This is a genomic window from Streptomyces sp. CB02980 (assembly GCF_014451325.2).
GTDB lineage: Bacteria > Actinomycetota > Actinomycetes > Streptomycetales > Streptomycetaceae > Streptomyces.
Map to the genome: position 1 here is coordinate 84,346 of NZ_JACSCH020000011.1, position 17,660 is coordinate 102,005.

At 73.7% G+C, this 17,660-nt stretch carries 11 protein-coding genes; 7 read left to right on the forward strand and 4 right to left on the reverse strand.

Annotation, left to right across the window (positions count from 1 at the left end; genetic code table 11):
* The first annotated feature begins 136 nt into the window (after positions 1-136).
* From E0F75_RS22980 to E0F75_RS23010, 7 genes are all read left to right on the forward strand, one after another.
* Positions 137-1,747, forward strand: a complete 1,611-nt coding sequence (locus E0F75_RS22980; RefSeq protein ID WP_187624629.1) for a dynamin family protein — start codon at positions 137-139, stop codon at positions 1,745-1,747.
* 1 nt (position 1,748) lies between these two features.
* Positions 1,749-3,752, forward strand: coding sequence for a GTPase (locus E0F75_RS22985; RefSeq protein ID WP_374115421.1), 2,004 nt, complete (start codon positions 1,749-1,751; stop codon positions 3,750-3,752).
* Positions 3,753-4,025: 273 nt separating this feature from the next.
* On the forward strand, positions 4,026-4,610 hold the full coding sequence (locus E0F75_RS22990) for a single-stranded DNA-binding protein (RefSeq protein ID WP_187624451.1): 585 nt from the start codon (positions 4,026-4,028) through the stop codon (positions 4,608-4,610).
* 223 nt (positions 4,611-4,833) lie between these two features.
* Entirely contained in the window at positions 4,834-6,285 is a 1,452-nt protein-coding gene (locus E0F75_RS22995) for an LAETG motif-containing sortase-dependent surface protein (RefSeq protein WP_187624452.1), read from the forward strand.
* 297 nt (positions 6,286-6,582) lie between these two features.
* Entirely contained in the window at positions 6,583-8,247 is a 1,665-nt protein-coding gene (ettA, locus tag E0F75_RS23000) for an energy-dependent translational throttle protein EttA (RefSeq protein ID WP_187624453.1), read from the forward strand.
* A 2-nt stretch (positions 8,248-8,249) separates the two neighbouring features.
* Complete coding sequence (locus E0F75_RS23005; RefSeq protein ID WP_187624454.1) at positions 8,250-8,672, forward strand: thioesterase family protein; 423 nt, start codon at positions 8,250-8,252, stop codon at positions 8,670-8,672.
* The gene (locus E0F75_RS23010; RefSeq protein WP_187624455.1) at positions 8,669-9,343 is read left to right on the forward strand and encodes a hypothetical protein; all 675 of its coding nucleotides are present in this window, start codon (positions 8,669-8,671) and stop codon (positions 9,341-9,343) included. Before E0F75_RS23005 ends, E0F75_RS23010 begins: the two co-directional genes overlap by 4 nt.
* A gap of 78 nt (positions 9,344-9,421) precedes the next feature.
* Here E0F75_RS23010 and E0F75_RS23015 read toward each other — a convergent pair whose 3' ends face one another.
* The 4 genes from E0F75_RS23015 to E0F75_RS23030 all read right to left on the reverse strand — a co-directional run bounded on the left by E0F75_RS23015 (position 9,422) and on the right by E0F75_RS23030 (position 17,453).
* Complete coding sequence (locus E0F75_RS23015; protein WP_187624456.1) at positions 9,422-10,018, reverse strand: hypothetical protein; 597 nt, start codon at positions 10,016-10,018, stop codon at positions 9,422-9,424.
* Between the two features lie 183 nt (positions 10,019-10,201).
* Entirely contained in the window at positions 10,202-11,188 is a 987-nt protein-coding gene (locus tag E0F75_RS23020; protein WP_187624457.1) for an ABC transporter ATP-binding protein, read from the reverse strand.
* A complete protein-coding gene (locus E0F75_RS23025; protein WP_187624630.1) occupies positions 11,185-14,007 on the reverse strand; it encodes an ABC transporter permease in 2,823 nt (940 codons plus the stop codon). The genes E0F75_RS23020 and E0F75_RS23025 overlap by 4 nt, the downstream gene beginning before the upstream one ends.
* 89 nt (positions 14,008-14,096) lie before the next feature.
* The gene (locus E0F75_RS23030; RefSeq protein WP_187624458.1) at positions 14,097-17,453 is read right to left on the reverse strand and encodes an FtsX-like permease family protein; all 3,357 of its coding nucleotides are present in this window, start codon (positions 17,451-17,453) and stop codon (positions 14,097-14,099) included.
* Between the last annotated feature and the right edge of the window lie 207 nt (positions 17,454-17,660).

Consider the following 17,660-nt stretch of genomic DNA (forward strand, 5'->3'; position numbering starts at 1 on the left):
TTTTCGCATCGCTCGGGGCGGGTGTTGTGCACTCGTTATGCCTGAGGTTCCGGTCACCACCCCTCTCTTCGGCGCGCAGGGCCGCAATAGGCTTCAAAAACACTCATAAATTGGGCATTCTTCGCATGTGGTGACCTTGGACGAACGGCCTCAGCTGATCGACGCACTCTCCGCCCTGCGCGACCGTGTCGCCGCCGTGCGCCTTCCCCTCCCCCTCCCCGACACGCCACGCGCCCGGCAGACCCGGGCCGAGCTGCTCGCTCAGCTCGACGACTATCTGGTGCCCCGGCTCAAAGATCCCGACGCCCCGCTGCTCGCCGTCGTCGGCGGGTCCACCGGGGCCGGCAAGTCCACGCTCGTCAACTCCCTTGTCGGGCGGCGCGTCAGCGAGTCCGGTGTGCTCCGGCCCACCACCCGCACCCCCGTGCTCGTCTGCCACCCCGAGGACCACCACTGGTTCGCCGGGACGCGGGTCCTCCCGCAGCTCACCCGCGTCTGGCTGCCCCAGGCCGACGACGACCACGCCGACGACGCCCCGCCCCCCGAGGAGAACGCGCTCCGCGTCGAGACCGCCGCCTCCATGCCCCGCGGCCTCGCCCTCCTCGACGCGCCCGACATCGACTCCCTCGTCGTCGAGAACCGACTCCTCGCCGCCGAGTTGATCTGCGCCGCCGACATCTGGGTGATGGTCACCACCGCCTCGCGGTACGCCGACGCCGTCCCCTGGCACCTCCTCCGTACCGCCAAGGAGTACGACGCCACCCTCGTCACCGTCCTCGACCGCGTCCCCCACCAGGTCATCGGCGAGGTCTCCCGCCAGTACGAGGCCCTCCTCGACAAGGCCGGCCTCGGCGACGTGCCCCGCTTCACCATCCCCGAGCTCCCCGAGTCCGCCGACGGCGGCAGCGGGCTGCTCCCCGACTCCGCCGTCGCCGCCCTGCGCGGCTGGCTCGCCCACCGAGCCGAGGACCCCGCCGCCCGTCAGCAGGCCGCCGACCGGACGGCCACCGGCGTCATCGACTCCCTCGACGCCCGGCTCCCCGAACTGGCCGGCGCCGTCGCCGCCCAGTACGCCGCCTCCGTCCGCCTCGGCGGCGCCGTCGAAGCCGCCTACGGCGAACAGGCCAAGCGGGTGCGCGAACAGCTCGGCCGCGGCGCCGTCCTCGCCGGCGACGCCCGCACCCGCTGGCGCGCCTACCCCCGCGACAGCACCGCCGACGAGCTCCTCGACGCCCTCGCCGAGTCCCTCGCCGCGCTCCTCCACTGCGCCGTCTCCGCCGCCGAGGAACGCGTCCGCGACGCCTGGCGCCGCGAACCCGCCGCCGACGCCCTCGGCCCCGCCCGGACCGGCGGCGACCGCGACACGGCCGAGCGGATCGGCGTGGAGGTACGGCGCTGGCGCCGCGTCCTGGAGGAAGTCGCCGAGGAAGAGGTGCGCACCGTCGAGCGCCCCTCCGCTCCCCGTACGGCCGCCCCCGAGGCCGACACCGTCGCCGCCCTCCTCGCCGCCTCCCTCCTCGGCGGCCGCCGCACCCGGGCCGCGGGCGAGCGCCTCGCCGAACTCCTCGGGGCCCAGGCCGCCCTGCGCCTGCGCGACAAGGGCGGCGCACTCGTCCTCTCGTACGTCGACCGTGTCCTGCACGCCGAACGCGACCGGCGTCTCGCGCCCCTCGAAGCGCTCGACGTGACCCCCGAGCCGCAGGCGGAGCTCATCGCCGCGCTCTCCGTACTGCAGAAGGAGAAGTGACGTGGTGGACGACGACGAGTCGCGCGCCGGAGCCCGTGCCGACACGGGGAGAAGCGGTGCCGGTGGCCAGGGCGGTGCCGGTGCCGGTACCCGTACCGGGGGAGGAGGCGGCGACAGTACCCGCGACCGCGACACGCACCGCGGCGGCGACAGTACCCGCGACCGCGACACGCACCGCGGCGGCGACAGTACCCGCGACCGTGACAGTGACCGCGACCGCGAGCAGCCTGGCCGCTGGGACGACGGGCTGATCGCGCGGCGCGCCGCCGGGCGCGGTGCCGCCGTCGCCGACGTGCCCTCCGGCGCGGACGACACGCAGGAGCCCGACACCCTGCCGCCGCTCGGCGGGACCTACGGCGGGCCCCTCCGTGCCCGACTCGACGCCCTCCACGAACTCGTCGGGCTCTCCCGTACGCGGGTCGAGAGCGAGGCCCTCGCCGAGGCCGGGCGGGTGCTCGACGAGGCCGCCGCCCGGCAGCGGCTCTCCTCCCGGCACACCGTGATCGCGATCGCCGGCGCCACCGGCAGCGGCAAGTCCACGCTCTTCAACGCCCTCGCCGGCGTTCCCGTGTCCGAGACCGGACTCCGCCGCCCCACCACTTCCGCGCCCATCGCGCTCTCGTGGTCCGAGGGCGCCGCCGGGCTGCTCGACCGGCTCGCCGTCCCCAGCCGGCTGCGCCGCCGGCCGCTCGCGGGCGGCGCCGCCGACACCGGGCTCCAGGGGCTCGTCCTCATCGACCTCCCCGACCACGACTCGGCGGTCACCGCCCACCGCGACCAGGTCGACCGGGTCCTCGGTCTCGTCGACGCCGTCATCTGGGTCGTCGACCCGGAGAAGTACGCCGACGCAGCCCTCCACGAGCGCTACCTCCGGCCGCTCGCCGGGCACGCCGAGGTCACCTTCGTCGTCCTCAACCAGATCGACCGGCTCGGTACGGAGGCCGCCGACCTCGTCCTCGACGACCTCCGCCGTCTCCTCGACGAGGACGGCGTCGCGCTCGGCGAGCACGGCGAACCCGGCGCCACCGTCCTCTCCGTCTCCGCGCTGACCGGCGAGGGCGTACCCGAACTGCGGGACATGGTCGCCGGATTCGTCCAGGAACGTACCGCTCCCGAGCGTCGACTCGCCGCCGACGTCGACGCCGCCGCGGCCCGGCTCCGCCCCGCCTACCTCGGCGACGGCCGGTCAGGGCTCGACGAGCGCGCCCGCGACGCCTTCACCGACCGGCTCGCCGTCGCCGTCGGCGCCCAGGCCGCAGGCGAGGCCGCCGAACGGGTCTGGCGCCGCGGCGCCATCCGGGCGTGCGGCACCCCCTGGCTGCGCCTCTACCGCTGGTACGAGCGGATCCGCGAGCACGGCTCCACCGACCCGCACCTCGCCACCCCGGTCGAGGACGAACTGACGGCACGCCAACGCGTGGAGCAGGCGGTGCGGGTCGTCGCCGACGAGGCCTCCCGCGGTCTCCCGGCCTCCTGGGCGCAGGCCGTGCGCGAGGCGGCGGCGCGCGGGGCGGAAGGGCTGCCCGAGGCCTTGGACGAGCTCACGGTCACCATCGGCGACGCGGCGGCCCGGCCGCCCCGCCCCGCCTGGTGGCCCGCGGCCGTCCTCGCCCAGGCCGTGATGACGCTCCTGCAGATCTTCGGCGCGCTGTGGCTGGTGGGCCAGATCGTCGGCGTCGTCGAGCCGGGACTGCTCCCGCCGGTCCTCGTCATGCTCGGCGGCATCATCGGCGGACCGCTCGTCGAATGGGCCTGCGAGGGAGCCGTCAAGGGCCCCGCGCGACGGTACGGGCAGGAGGCCGAACGCCGCCTGCGCGAGGCGACGGCGGCCTGCGGCCGGGCCCGGGTGCTCGACCCGGTCGCGGCGGAGCTGATGCGCTACCGCGAGGTGCGCGAGCAGTACGCGACGGTGGTGGGCACGCGTCCGTCGGCTCGGATCGTCGGCGGAAGCCGCGGCGGTACGGGGCGGCTGGGTGCGACGCGGACAGGGGTACGGGGGAGGTAGCGGAGCACTCGTCCGCAGACGTCTTCTCGCAGGCGCGTTCCCCTTCGGCACGCCTTCGGTACGACCGCGGTACGCCCTCGGTACGCCTTCGGAGCGTCCCCTCGGTACGCCTTCGGAGCCCCTCGACAGGCCTTCGGTCCCCCTTCCGGGTGGGGGAGTTATCCACATTCCTGCCCTTGTCCACAGCCCCCGGCGGCTTCTTCTCCGCGGCCCCACGATGGTGTCCGACCGGTGAAGAGGCAGCAGCGTGAACGCAGGGTGGGGGTACGGACCATGAACGACACGACCGTGACGCTCGTCGGCAACGTGGCGACGGCGGTGGAGTACCGGGACACGGCGACGGGCGGGGTCGCCAGGTTCCGCTTCGCGGTGACGGCGCGCCGCTGGGACCGGGAGAAGGGGCTCTGGTCCGACGGGCCCACCAGCTTCTACACGGTGTCCGCCTGGCGCTCCCTCGGGGCCAATCTGGCGGCCTCGGTGTCCGTCGGGGAACCGCTCGTGGTGCACGGCAGGCTGAGGGTGCGTGAGGACGAGCGGGACGGGCAGCGCAAGACCTTCGTGGACGTGGCCGCGCTGGCCGTGGGGCACGATCTGAGCCGGGGGACTGCGGCCTTCCGGCGGGCGGCACGGCCGCTCAGGGCCGAGTCGGAGCCGGGAACTTGGCCAGGAGCCGGGCCGGAAGCCGGGCCAGGAGCCGATCCGGGGGCCGGGCCGGGGGCCGGGCCATGGGCGGAACCGCAGGTGGGGGCGGCGGAGAGGGTGCCGGCGCTCGGTCCGGCGCCGGACCGGGACCCCTGGGCGGTGGCGGCGGAGGAGGCAGCGGCGGAGTCGACGACGCGGTTGGTGACCGTGCCCTGACCTTGTGTTGTGGGGATTTATCGACCAACTCGCCCTGCGCGATAACGATTCCGATTCGGAATGGTTATCTGACCGTATGGCCGGGCACCGGGGGGTTCCGCATCCCTAGGATTCCCGGGTACTCATGTGGCACGTGAGCCCATCGGGTCTGTGATCTGCTGGCGTGCGCTCCCCCCACGCGAATCAACATGTTCGTGGAGCGACTCGCCCGGAGGGGAAAGCAATGTATTCAGTACGTGGCCGAGGCGCTGCTCGCCTCGCTGCCGCCGCCCTCGTCTCCGGCCTCGTCATGGCCGGCGCGATAGCGACCGCCGGTCCGGCGCTGGCCGACGACGGTGCCCCGGGCACCGGAGGTGTGACGGCGAAGCTCGGCGGGATGACCGACCGGGACGACGTCGTGATCGCCGAGAAGAACGGCCAGAAGTGGGGCGTCAAGGGCGGCCTCTTCAAGATGCAGGTCGAGGGCGGGGGAACGCTCCAGACCTACTGCATCGACCTCCGGACGCCGGCCAAGCACGACTTCGACTACAAGGAAGTCGGCTGGGACGAGTCCTCCCTGCACAACAACGACAACGCCGGAAAGATCCTCTGGATCCTCGAGCACGGCTACCCGAAGCTCTCCGCCGAGGAGCTCGGCGCGAAGCTCGACGTCGACCTGTCGAAGAACGAGGCCGCCGCGGCCACCCAGGCCGCCATCTGGACCCTGTCCGACGACGTGACGGCGACGCCGAAGAGCCCCGACGCCCGGAAGCTCACCGAGCAGCTCCTGAAGGACGCGGTCAAGCTCGAGGAGCCGAAGGCCTCCCTCTCGCTCTCCCCGTCCTCGGTCGCGGGCAAGGCCGGTGACCGGCTCGGCCCGATCACCGTCTCCACCAACGCCCAGATCGCCAAGCTGGCGACCGCCCCGGGCACCCCGGACGGCGTCAAGATCGTGGACAAGGACGGCAAGCCCGTCACCGAGGCCAAGAACGGCGACCAGGTCTTCTTCGACGTTCCCGCCGGCACCGCCGACGGCACCGCCGGTCTGACCGCCGAGGCCAGCACCAAGGTCTCCCTGGGCCGCGCGTTCGTCTCCATCGACGGCCCGTCCCAGACCCTGATCCTGGCCGGCTCCAGCGAGTCGACCGTCACCGCCCAGGCCTCGGCCACGTGGGCGAAGAAGGGTGCCGTCCCGGCCGTCACGGTCGCCAAGGACTGCGCCAAGGGCGGCCTGGAGGTCATCGCCTCCAACGAGGGCGACGAGGCCTGGACCTTCGACCTGAAGGGCACCTCGTACACCATCGCCGCCGGTGAGACGAAGACCATCCCGGTCCCGCTCGCCGAGGACGAGGCCTACAAGTTCACCATCACCGGCCCGAACGGCTTCGAGGAGACCTTCGAGGGCGTCCTGGACTGCAAGACGGCCACCCCCGGCCCGAAGCCGTCCGAGACCCCCACCACGGAGCCCTCGACCGAGCCGCCGGCCGAGCCCTCCCCGTCGACCACCGCTCCCACGACCGGTGACACCACGGGCGGCACCGGCACCACCGGCTCCACCACGACCGGTGGCGGCGACCTCGCCGAGACCGGCAGCTCCAACGCCACCCCGATGATCGCCGGCATCGCCGCGGCGCTCGTCGTGATCGGCGGCGGCGCGGTGTTCTTCCTCCGCAAGAAGAAGGCCGCCGGCGCCTGATCCCAGGCCCCCGGTGCCGGCCCCGCCGGCACCGGGAAGCCGCCCGATCCCGTGGAGTGATCTGCGTCACACCATGATCGCCCCGTGATCACCGCACGACCCCGGAACGCATCGGCGTCCGGGGTCGTCGCACGTCCGGGCTCCGTTTCCGCCCCCTACCGCCTGGTACGGCTCCGTCCCGGCCCCGGTGCGCCCCCTCGGCCGGGCCCCGCTCCCGTCTTACCGGTTTCCGCCCGAGGGTTCCGGTCAGGCAAGATGGGTGTATCTGCCCACTCACTCCTAGCCGGACGGTTTCTCTTGGCTGAGTACATCTACACGATGCGCAAGACGCGCAAGGCGCACGGCGACAAGGTCATCCTCGATGACGTGACGCTGAGCTTCCTGCCGGGCGCGAAGATCGGTGTGGTCGGCCCGAACGGTGCCGGTAAGTCCACCGTTCTCAAGATCATGGCGGGCCTCGAGCAGCCGTCCAACGGTGACGCGTTCCTGTCGCCGGGCTTCAGCGTCGGCATCCTCATGCAGGAGCCGAAGCTGGACGAGGCCAAGACGGTTCTGGAGAACGTCCAGGACGGCGCCGCCGAGATCATGGGGAAGCTCAAGCGCTTCAACGAGGTCGCGGAGCTCATGGCGACCGACTACTCGGACGCGCTCATGGACGAGATGGGCAAGCTCCAGGAGGACCTGGACCACGCCAACGCCTGGGACCTCGACGCGCAGCTGGAGCAGGCCATGGACGCCCTGGGCTGCCCGCCCGGCGACTGGGCCGTCACCAACCTCTCCGGTGGCGAGAAGCGTCGCGTGGCGCTCTGCAAGCTGCTGATCGAGGCCCCGGACCTGCTCCTCCTCGACGAGCCCACCAACCACCTCGACGCCGAGTCGGTGAACTGGCTGGAGCAGCACCTCTCGAAGTACGCGGGCGCCGTCGTCGCCGTCACGCACGACCGGTACTTCCTGAACAACGTCGCCGAGTGGATCCTCGAGCTCGACCGCGGCCGCGCGATCCCGTACGAGGGCAACTACTCCACGTACCTGGACAAGAAGGCCACCCGCCTCAAGGTCGAGGGCCGCAAGGACGAGAAGCGCGCCAAGCGCCTCAAGGAAGAGCTGGAGTGGGTCCGCTCCAACGCCAAGGGCCGGCAGACCAAGTCCAAGGCGCGCCTCGCCCGCTACGAGGAGATGGCTGCCGAGGCCGACAAGATGCGGAAGCTGGACTTCGAGGAGATCCAGATCCCGCCGGGCCCGCGTCTGGGCTCCATCGTCGTCGAGGTCACCAACCTCTCCAAGGCGTTCGGCGACAAGGTCCTCGTCGACGACCTGTCCTTCACCCTGCCCCGTAACGGCATCGTCGGCATCATCGGCCCGAACGGCGCCGGCAAGACCACGCTGTTCAAGATGATCCAGGGCCTGGAGGCCCCGGACTCGGGCTCGGTCAAGATCGGCGACACGGTCAAGATCAGCTACGTCGACCAGACCCGTTCCAACATCGACCCCAAGAAGACCCTCTGGGCCGTCGTGTCGGACGAGCTGGACTACATCAACGTCGGCCACGTCGAGATGCCCTCGCGCGCGTACGTCAGCGCCTTCGGCTTCAAGGGCCCGGACCAGCAGAAGCCGGCCGGTGTCCTCTCCGGTGGTGAGCGCAACCGCCTGAACCTGGCGCTCACGCTCAAGGAGGGCGGCAACCTGCTGCTCCTCGACGAGCCCACCAACGACCTCGACGTCGAGACCCTCTCCTCGCTGGAGAACGCGCTGCTCGAGTTCCCGGGTGCGGCCGTGGTCATCTCCCACGACCGTTGGTTCCTGGACCGGGTGGCGACGCACATCCTCGCGTACGAGGGTGAGTCGAAGTGGTACTGGTTCGAGGGCAACTTCGAGTCGTACGAGAAGAACAAGGTCGAGCGTCTCGGCCCGGACGCGGCCCGCCCGCACCGTGCCACGTACAAGAAGCTGACCCGAGGCTGAGCGTGCGCCACATCTACAGCTGTCCCCTGCGCTGGTCGGACATGGACGCCTTCGGGCACGTCAACAACGTCGTCTTCCTGCGGTACCTGGAAGAGGCGCGGATCGACTTCATGTTCCGGCTCGCGCCGGGGGACGGTTCCCCCTCGTTCTCCGGCGGGTCCGTCGTGGCCCGGCACGAGATCGACTACGTGCGGCCGCTGGTCCACCGGCACCAGCCGGTGACCATCGAGTCCTGGGTGACGAAGATAGGCGCGGCGTCGCTGACGATCGCGTACGAGATCAAGGACCCCGAGGTCACGTACGTACGGGCGTCCACGGTCGTCGTGCCCTTCGACCTGGAGGCGCAGCGGCCGCGCAGGATCTCCGTGGAGGAGCGCGCGTTCCTCCAGGAGTACGTCGACGACGGGATGACGTCCGCAGCATGACCGTGCTCGCGCCCCTGCACTTCGCCGACGCCAGGGAGGCGGCGGCCCTCGCCGCCTTCCTGACCCGGCTCGTCCACTACGACCGGGCCGCCGCCGTCCGCCTCCAGGCCGGTGGCGGGGCGCTGGCCGTCTTCGGCCGGCCGGCGTCCTTCGAGGTGCTCGCGATCCGTACGGCCCGGCTGGTCGACGACGTCGACCTCGACGTCACCGTCTCCGCCGGTGAACTCCTCGAAGGCATCGAGGAGTCGGCGGGCAAGGCGGTCGTCCCGGGATCCGTCACCGGGCCCCCGTGGACCGGCGTCCTCCCGCCCCGCGCCGGCTGGCAGCCGGTCGCCGGGCTGCCCGGCGCCGCCGAGATGCGCGGTGCGGTCGCCGCCGCCGTCGCCGAATTCCGGTCGCGGGACGAGGAGTTGCCCGAGGAGCGGCGCACCACGGCCGAACGTGACCGGATCGGCCGCGAGATCTGGTCCCGGACCCTCGGGCCCACCGGACTCCCGCTGCGGGCCGTGCACGCCGCGCAGTCGCTGGGCTTCCTGCCGTCCGCGGACACCGAGGCCCCGGTCGTCCTCTTCGCCTCCGGTCCCTGGCTGCGGCTCCGCACCCCGTACGGCTCGATCGCCCTCCGTACGGTGTCCATGTCGCTGACCGTCACCCCCGGCGGCCCCGCGTGACGGACCTCGTCGTCGAGGTCGACGCGGGGCTCACGGGAGACGAGCCCCACCTCACCGCCTTCCACGAGCGGTGCGGCTTCAGGCCGACGGCGGTCGGCCTGATGGACCTGAGCGGGCCTCCCGCTCCCGCCGGCCCGCGCGGCTGAACTTCCGAGCCCCCGCCGTGGCGGCCGCGAGCAGCAGTACGGCGAAGACCGCCTGGCCCCAGGGCGGGGACGAGCCCTCCACCGCCGGTGCCACCCGTCGCCGCGGATCGTAGGCGACCCGTACCTCCCCGCCGTCCGGGGCGATCCGGCGGTTCTCCGACAGGGCCGACGGATAGCCGCCCGGGCAGCGCAGGATGTGGCGGTACACGGTCCGCTCGCCGCCGCCCTCGCCGACCGATACGTGCTTCTCCTCGTGGACCTTCACCACCACACAGTCCGCGACCGCCCCGCGCGAGGCCCACTGGTCGGCGGTGGCCACCGTGAGCAGCAGCGCGCCGACCAGCGCCAGCGCGCCCCAGAAGCCCGCCACCCCGTCGACGAGCAGGTAGTAGGCCACGGCCGCGGCGAGGACCGCCACGCCGCCGACCGAGACCGCGACCGTGGTGGACGGCGCCGAGGCGCTTCCGAAGGACCAGGCCGACCAGGCGTAGACGGCCACCGCGCAGAACGCGGGCAGGAGCGTGGCCACCCAGCTCCCCGCGCCTGCCCGGCTCCCCGCGCCCGCCCGACTCCCCGCGCCTGCCGGAGTCCCGGCGCCCGACGGACTCCCCGTACCCGACGGACTCCCCGTACCCGACGGGCTTCCCGCACCGCTAGATGACATGGACATCACCCCCGCAGGGTGGGACGTCCGGCGGCGTCTCCCGGTTGCTCAGCCCTCCGCGTCGTCCGGCCACACCCCGATGTGGTCCTGCTCCAGCTCCAGGGCCACCCGGTGCTCCATGCCGAGCGCCTGCGTGTAGTCCGCCGGGAGCTGGAGCCGGCCCGCGCGGTCGAGCATCGCGTACTCCCGGGCCACCACGGACTCCTTGCCCTGCTCGTCGACCTCCGTGCGGCGCAGGACCTCCGAGGAGGTGCGGCCGTCGCGGATGGCGACCGTGCGGCGGACCTCGGAGGCGACCGCCTGGTCGTGGGTGACGATCACGATCGTCGTGCCCAGTTCCTCGTTGGCGCGGCGGAAGGCCGCGAAGACCTGCTCGCCGGTGGCCGAGTCCAGCTCGCCCGTCGGCTCGTCGGCGAGGAGCACGGCCGGGTTGTTGGCCAGCGCGACGGCGATGGCCACCCGCTGCTGCTGGCCGCCGGAGAGCTGGTTCGGCCGCCGGTCGCGGGCGTCCGCTATGCCCAGCATGGCGAGGAGCTCCTCGGCGCGCTCCGCCTTCTGCTTCGCGCGGCCCTTCAGCTGCATGGGCAGCGCCACGTTCTGGGCTGCCGTCAGATAGGGGAGCAGGTTGCGGGCGGTCTGCTGCCAGACGAAGCCGACGACCTCGCGGCGGTAGCGCAGCCGCGCCTTGCCGTCCATCGCGAGGAGATCGGCCCCGGCGACCCGGGCCGCCCCGGCGGTCGGCACGTCCAGGCCGGCGAGGATGTTCATGAGTGTCGACTTGCCGGAGCCCGAGGCGCCGACCAGGGCCATCAACTCGCCCTCCTTCACGAGGAGATCGAGCCCCTGGAGGGCCTGCACCTCCACCCCGTCCGTGGTGAAGATCCGGACGAGGCGGTCGCAGGCGATGAGCGCGTCATGGCCGTAGGAGGGCCGGTCGCGCCGCGCGGTCACCTTTCGCTCCAGCTCCTCCAGGGTGGTGGGGCCGGAGGCGGACCCGGCCGCACCGGCCCGGATCGACGTGTCGGTCTTCGTCATCGTGCGTCTCCTGCCCTGAGTTCCTTGATCGAGCCCTTGCGTCCCGCCCACCACGCCTGTCCGGCCGCCGCCACCGCCGTGATCAGGACGACCGCGACCGCCGGCACCACCAACGACCACGGGTCCGCCCGCAGCGGCGCGCTGTCCAGCGGGGCGAACCCCGGTGTCGTCGCGAGCGCGAGCCGGAACAGGTCGATGCCGGGCGCGAGCAGCGGCACCGTCGCCCAGCCGACGAGCGTGCCGCCGACCGCAGCGAGGATCGCCTGCGGCAGCGCCTCGAGACCGAGCAGCCGCCGACCCTGCTTGCGGGTCAGGCCCATCGTCCGCAGCCGCGCGAGGAGCGTGGTCCGCTCCGGCGCGCTCTGCATCAGGGAGAGCAGCACGGCCACCACGGCGAACCCGGCGCCCGCGCCGATCGCGCCCAGGTACATCCGCTCGGCGCCCGACTGGAGCGGCGAGTCCACATAGCCGGCCCGCTCCTCGGTCCGCATCGACACCAGGAGCGCGTCGGACTTCGCCTTCACCACGGCCCGCAGCGCGGCCCCGTCCTCCGGGCCCGTGACGAGCAGGGCCGTGTTCGTCCGGTGGGTGAGGTCGGCGGCGTTGACCAGGAGGAAGTCGGCGCCCTGCAGGGCCGGGGTGGTCGGCCGGACCGCGACGATCTTCACCCGGAACACCCCGGCCGCCGACACGATCTCCTGCGGCGCGCTGCCGAGCCGCTTCGCGACCGAGGGCGAGGCGATCGCGGGCAGTACCCGCTCCGTGTCCGCCGCGGCCTCCTTGCCGCCCTTGCCCGTCGACGCGAGCAGTGCCGCCGGGAAGGGGCCGAAACCGGTCCGCTTCGCGAGCCGGGTGTACGAGCCGGGTTCGACGCCCACGAGCGCCGAGCTCATCGGCTGGGCGGAGCTGTTCCCGGGGGACGGCAGCGACACCCCGTACTCGATCTGCAGCGGCGCCACGTCCCGTACGCCCGCCGTCCCGCGCACCGCCTCGGTGAGGTCGGCCGGCACCGGGGTCCACTCGACCGAGCCGTCGATCCGGGCGTCCGCTCCGGTCGCCAGGAGCGCGGCCCGGTCGCGGGCGTCGGCCACGCCGGCCAGGACGGAGCCGCCGAAGGCCGCCGTGGTCAGGGCGAGGACGAGCGCGAGCAGGGGCAGTGTGCCCGCCGAGGACGTGCGCCCGGCACGGGCCAGGGCCAGCGGGCCGACGGCCCCGCGCAGCCGGCGGGCCGGGCGGGCCGCCCACCGCAGGGGCAGCGGATAGATCCGTACGAGCACCATGGCGGCGATCAGGCCGACGAGCACCGGGGCGGCGCTCACCAGATGGTCTCCGGAGTCTCCGGTGCCACGGAGCCGCAGCGAGCCGACCGCGCCCACGGCCAGGACGAGCAGGGTGAGTTCGAGGACCGTACGGCGCCGTGAGGGGCGGGCGGTGAGCAGGTCGTCGCGACCGCCGTGCAGCCGCGGGCGCCGGTGCACGACTACGGCCCGCAGCGGCAGGACCAGCATCGCGACCAGGGCGACGGCGGAGGTGGCGAGGACCGAGGGGAGCAGCGGGATTCCCCCCGACGCGCCGTCGGACCCGCCGTCGGGCCCCCGTACCGTCACCACCGCGAGCCCCAGCGCGAGCGCCGCGGCCGGTACGGCGACCGCCGAGGTCTCGCCGAGCAGTCGCAGCCCGATCCCGGTGAGCGAGGCGCCTCGGGAGCGGATCAGGGCCAGTTCGCTGTCCCGGCGGGCGACGAAGAGCCCGCCGGTCATGGCGAGGACGACCGCCGCGACCGCGCCGATCCCGAAGACGGCGACGGCCACGACCGGATTGATCGCCTCGCGCATCGAACCGTACGAGTCGACGATCGAGTCGAGTTCGGTGATCAGCGCCCCGGTGGGTCCCACGACCTCGCGCATCTTGACCAGATCGGGGCCGCCTGCCGCCGAGTCGAGCGCCGCGCCGAGACGCTCGGTGTCCCGCCCGGTGAGATGCCCGGCGGTGGGCATGTACCGGAAGAAGACCTCCGGCTCACCGGTGGTGGAGAGCATCGCGGGCGCCGACGTGGGGGAGAGCAGCAGCGCTCCCTGCCAGTAGTACTTGATCTCGTCGCCGACCAGGGGGGCGAGCGCCGGGGTGCGGAGCAGCGGCTCCACCGCCCAGTACGGGCCCTCGGGGCGGCGCGGCTCCACGATCCCGGTGATCGTCAGGGCGATCGGTTCCGCGCTGACCCGGCCCGGCACGTGCACGACGGAGCCGGGCTTCAGGCGCAGTGCCTCGGCGGTCTTCACGGTCACCACCGCCTCCGGGGCACGGGCCGTGCCCGCGGGGAGGCGGCCCGTGCGCAGCGTGGTGTGTTCCGTCAGGTCCGACGGGGAGGAGAGCACGAACTCGGGGGAGATGCCGTCCGGCCGGGGCAGCCACGGGTCGAGCCCGTCGACCCGCTTGACCGTGCGCAGGCCGTGGACGGTCTGCTCCGGGTCGGTCCGCAGCGGCTCGGGCAGCAGGGCGCGCGCCTCGTCACGCTGTTTCCCGAGCACGGCGGGGGTCAGGCCCGCCTCGCGTACGGGCAGGTCGAGTTCGAGGCCCGGGGGCTCGGCGGTCAGTTCGAGGACGCTGTTGCGGGGTGCGGCGGTCCGGATGTCGTGCCGCAGCCCCTCGCTCTCGTACGCGTCCACGGCGCGCGGCAGCGCGGCCGCGAGGTAGGCGGTGACGAGGACGAGGGCGGCGAGGGAGGCGGCGGCCCAGGGCGCGGTCCGCAGCCGGGTCCGCACCCAGGGCGCCACGGCGCGGGCGGGCTTCTCGGACCGGGGCGACCGGGACCGGGACATGTCGGGTGCCTTCCTGCGTACGGCGGGTGTGTCGGGGGTCTTCATCCGGTGCGGGCCCTCGTCCGGGTGCTCCCCGGCCGTGCCGGACATCAGTTCTCCCCCTGGTGGCGCAGCGTCACGGCCGGGTCGGTGCGTCGCAGGGCGATCGCGGCGACCATGGCGAGCGGCAGCGCGGCGACGCCGGCGAGCAGCAGGGCCACCTGGCCGAGGGGCAGTTCGACCAGGACCGGGGGTATGGGCCGGGCGGCCTGGCCGGTCAGGACGACGAGCGGGACGACGGCCCGGGCCAGGACCGTGCCGAGTCCGATGCCGATGAGCAGGCCGATGCCGATGAGGAGCCCCTGTTCCGCGGCGATCAGCCGGGCGAGGCGGCGGCGTGGTGCGCCGAGGGCGCGCAGGACGCCGAACTCGGCGGACCGTTCCCGCATGGCGCCGGCGGAGCCGACCGCGAAGCCGACGGCGGCGAGCGCGGCGGCAGCGGCGGCGACCGCCATGAGCGCGGCGTTGGGGCCGGCGCCGAGCGGGTCGCCGAGCAGTTCGGCGGCGACCTCGTCGCGTACGAGGACCTGGGCGGGGTCGGCGTTGGGCCGGGCGCGCAGGGCGACGGCGACGTCGTCGGCCCGGCCGGGTTCGACGGTCAGCCACCACTCGGTCGCCGCCACGGTCGAGGCCTCACCGGTGGACAGGTACTGGTTGACGGAGGCCAGGTCGAGGAGGATCGTGCCGCCGTCCTCGGGGGTGGCGACCGGGCTGGTCGCGGACGCGGCCTGGGCGCCGGGTCCTGTGGTGGGCAGTTCCTCGACGATGCGGGAGACGGCGACGTCGATCCGGCGGCCGCCGAGGGCGATCTCGATCACGTCGCCGGGCCTGGCGCCGGCCGCCGTCATGAAGGTCCGGGTGGCCACGGCCGAGAGGCGGCCGGGCGCCTTGGGCCCGGGGGCCTTCATGCGGACGACGAACTCCTCCGCCGACCAGAACATCTCGCTCAGGGGCGTGCCGGAGACGGCGAAGCTGAGGACGTACGGGGCGGGGCGGCCGCCCGGGCCGGCGGCGCCGGGCACGCCGGAGGTGGGGACGGGGTTCTGGGGGTCGCCCTGCTTGGTCTGCTCGAAGGAGTGCGCCCAGGAGCCGAGGAGCGTCCCGGGGGCGTGGACCTTCTCGCCGCCGTCCGCACCGACGACACCGAACCGCTCCACGTGGAGGGTCTGGGTGCCCTTCGCGTCGGCGGTGACCTCTCCGTTGAACTCCAGACCGACGAGGGTGAGCAGCCCGGCGGAGCCAGGGTCGCCCCCGGTGCTGCCGGGGCTCGTGGTCGTGGCACCGACGTCCAGGGTCAGCCGGTGCGTCCGGCCGTCGTCGGCCAGCGAGCCCAGGGCCCGTCGGTACGGGACGCCGTTCGGGTCCTCCAGGACCGCCGTGACCCGGGCGTCGCCCTTCGGCTCGGCGAGCCGCAGGTCGGCGGTGAGCGTCCGGGTACCGGCGGGCAGGGGGAGGCCGGGGCGCGTGGTGGCCTTGGGGGCCAGCGGGGAGAGGAGGGAGCGGGCGGGGACGTCGGCGAGGTCGGAGCGGAGCAGCATGCCGTCGCCGGCGTTACGGGTGTCCACGGCCAGGATGGTCGCGTTCTTGCCGGTCAGGTCCATGGTGGTGCGGTGCACCGGGGCCACGGCGCGGACACCGGGTACCTTGCCCAGCTGTTCGGTCTCGGTGGGCTCACCGGGGCCCGCGCTGAGGACGCGGACGGCCGCGCCGACGCGGAAGTCGGCCTGGTCGCGCTGCGAACGCTCCCACGAGCCGCTCTGTCCGATGGCCAGCATGCCCATCGCCACGGCGAGGACGAGCAGCAGGACCGGTCCGGCGCCGCGCAGCGGCCGGCGGCTGAACTGCCAGCCGGCGAGGGCGGCGGAGAGACCGCGCCCGCCCGCCGCCCGCCGCTCGGCCAGCTTGGCGGCGGGCGGCAGCAGACGCAGCGTCAGGACGGTGCCGGCGAGCAGGGCGAGGGCGGGCGCGGCGACGAGCACCGGGTCGATGGAGCCGCCGCCGTCCCCGTCCGTGCCGAGGGTGCCGCCCGCGGCGGCGGGCCGCTGCAACTGCCAGTAGGCGACGGCGGCGACGGCGAGCAGACCGAGGTCCGCCCCGGCCCGTACGGGCCCGGGCAGCGAGGCCGAGCGGGCCTTGCGCAGCGAGACGACGGAGCCGTCCCCGGCGGCCAGCGCGGGCGCGACGACGGCCGCGGCGCAGCACAGGGCGACGGCGGCGGCGACCAGCCACACCTGGAGCGACGGGGTCGTGTCGAGCCGTACGCCGAGGGAGGAGAGTGCGGACCGCTCGGCGAAGAGCCGGGTCAGCGGTCCGGACAGGAGCGGGGCGGCGAGCGCGGCGGGCAGGGCGAGCAGCAGTGCCTCGGTGGCGGCGAGCCCGGCGATCCGGCGCCGCGAACCACCGCGGGCCCGCAGCAGCGCGGTCTCCCCGGACCGCTCGGTGCTGAGCAGCCGGGCGACGAGCAGCAGTGCGTACGCGGCGAGGAGGATCAGCTGGACGGCGACGATCAGCAGGGTGGAGCGGGAGACGAGCAGGGACCGCTGGGTCTGCTCCAGGACGGTCGGCAGCGCGGTGGAGGCGGCGACCGTCGTACCGAACCGGTCGGTGGCACCGGCCAGCGCCTTCGGCCCCTCGGTCGCGGTGGCGCGCAGGGTGTCGATGCGGTCGGTGGTGAAGCCGGTGAAGTCGGCGGAGCCCAGCCAGGACGTCTCGCCGGTGGTCAGCGCCCCGGAGCTCATGACGGCCGGGTCGACGAGCAGCGGCCCGTACGTCGTGAACGCGACCGTCCGCACGCCGCGGCCCCCGGCCGGATCCAGCTGCCAGTACAGGTCGCCGGTGTCGGTGGGCCGGTAGACGCCGGTGACCCGGGCCTTCACCTTCCGGGCGTCGAGCCGGTCGGTGAGGTCGAGCACCGCCCCGGGAGCGACCTTCAGCCGCCGCGCGGCCTCCTCGGGCAGCGCCGTCTCGACGACACCGGCCGTGCGGGCGGCCGAGGGCCAGGCGCCCTTGACGAGGGAGAGCCGCGAGCGGTCGAGCGCGGCGAAGTGCGTCAGGTCGGGGTCGCCCTTACGGGCGGAGGCCGGCTGAAGGCTGCGGGGCAGCGCGTACGGCCCCGAGCGCTCGAGCCGCCGTACGGTCACGGGCAGCCCGTCGAAGGTCTTCCGCATCCCCTCCTGGACGGCCTCCTCCGCATCCGCCCGCTTGGCGGCGGACACCTGCCCGCTCACGAGCAGCGAGGCGGCGGCCGCGGAACGCCCCCGCAGCCCCGCCTGGAGCGCGGCGTCCCCGATCGTCCCGGAGAACGAGGCGAGGGTGGCGAGCACCGAGGTCGTCAGGAGCACGGCGAGCAGTGCCGCGGCGAGCAACAGCCGGTGCGCCCTGACGCGCAGAAATACGAACCCCGTCACCCATCCCCCTGGCCACCCTGATCACGGTGCGCACGTCGAACATGTGCCGAACGCTCCCGAAACTTCTCTCGGATGCTTTCAGAGTGCATGTGCCGCTGGAAACCGCTTGCGGGCCGACCTTGATCCGATCGTGACCGTTATTCGGGGTTCCGACTCCGGAATGTGTCCGTCCGTGGAGGTGGAAGCGGTGAGGGGGGTGGGATCGGG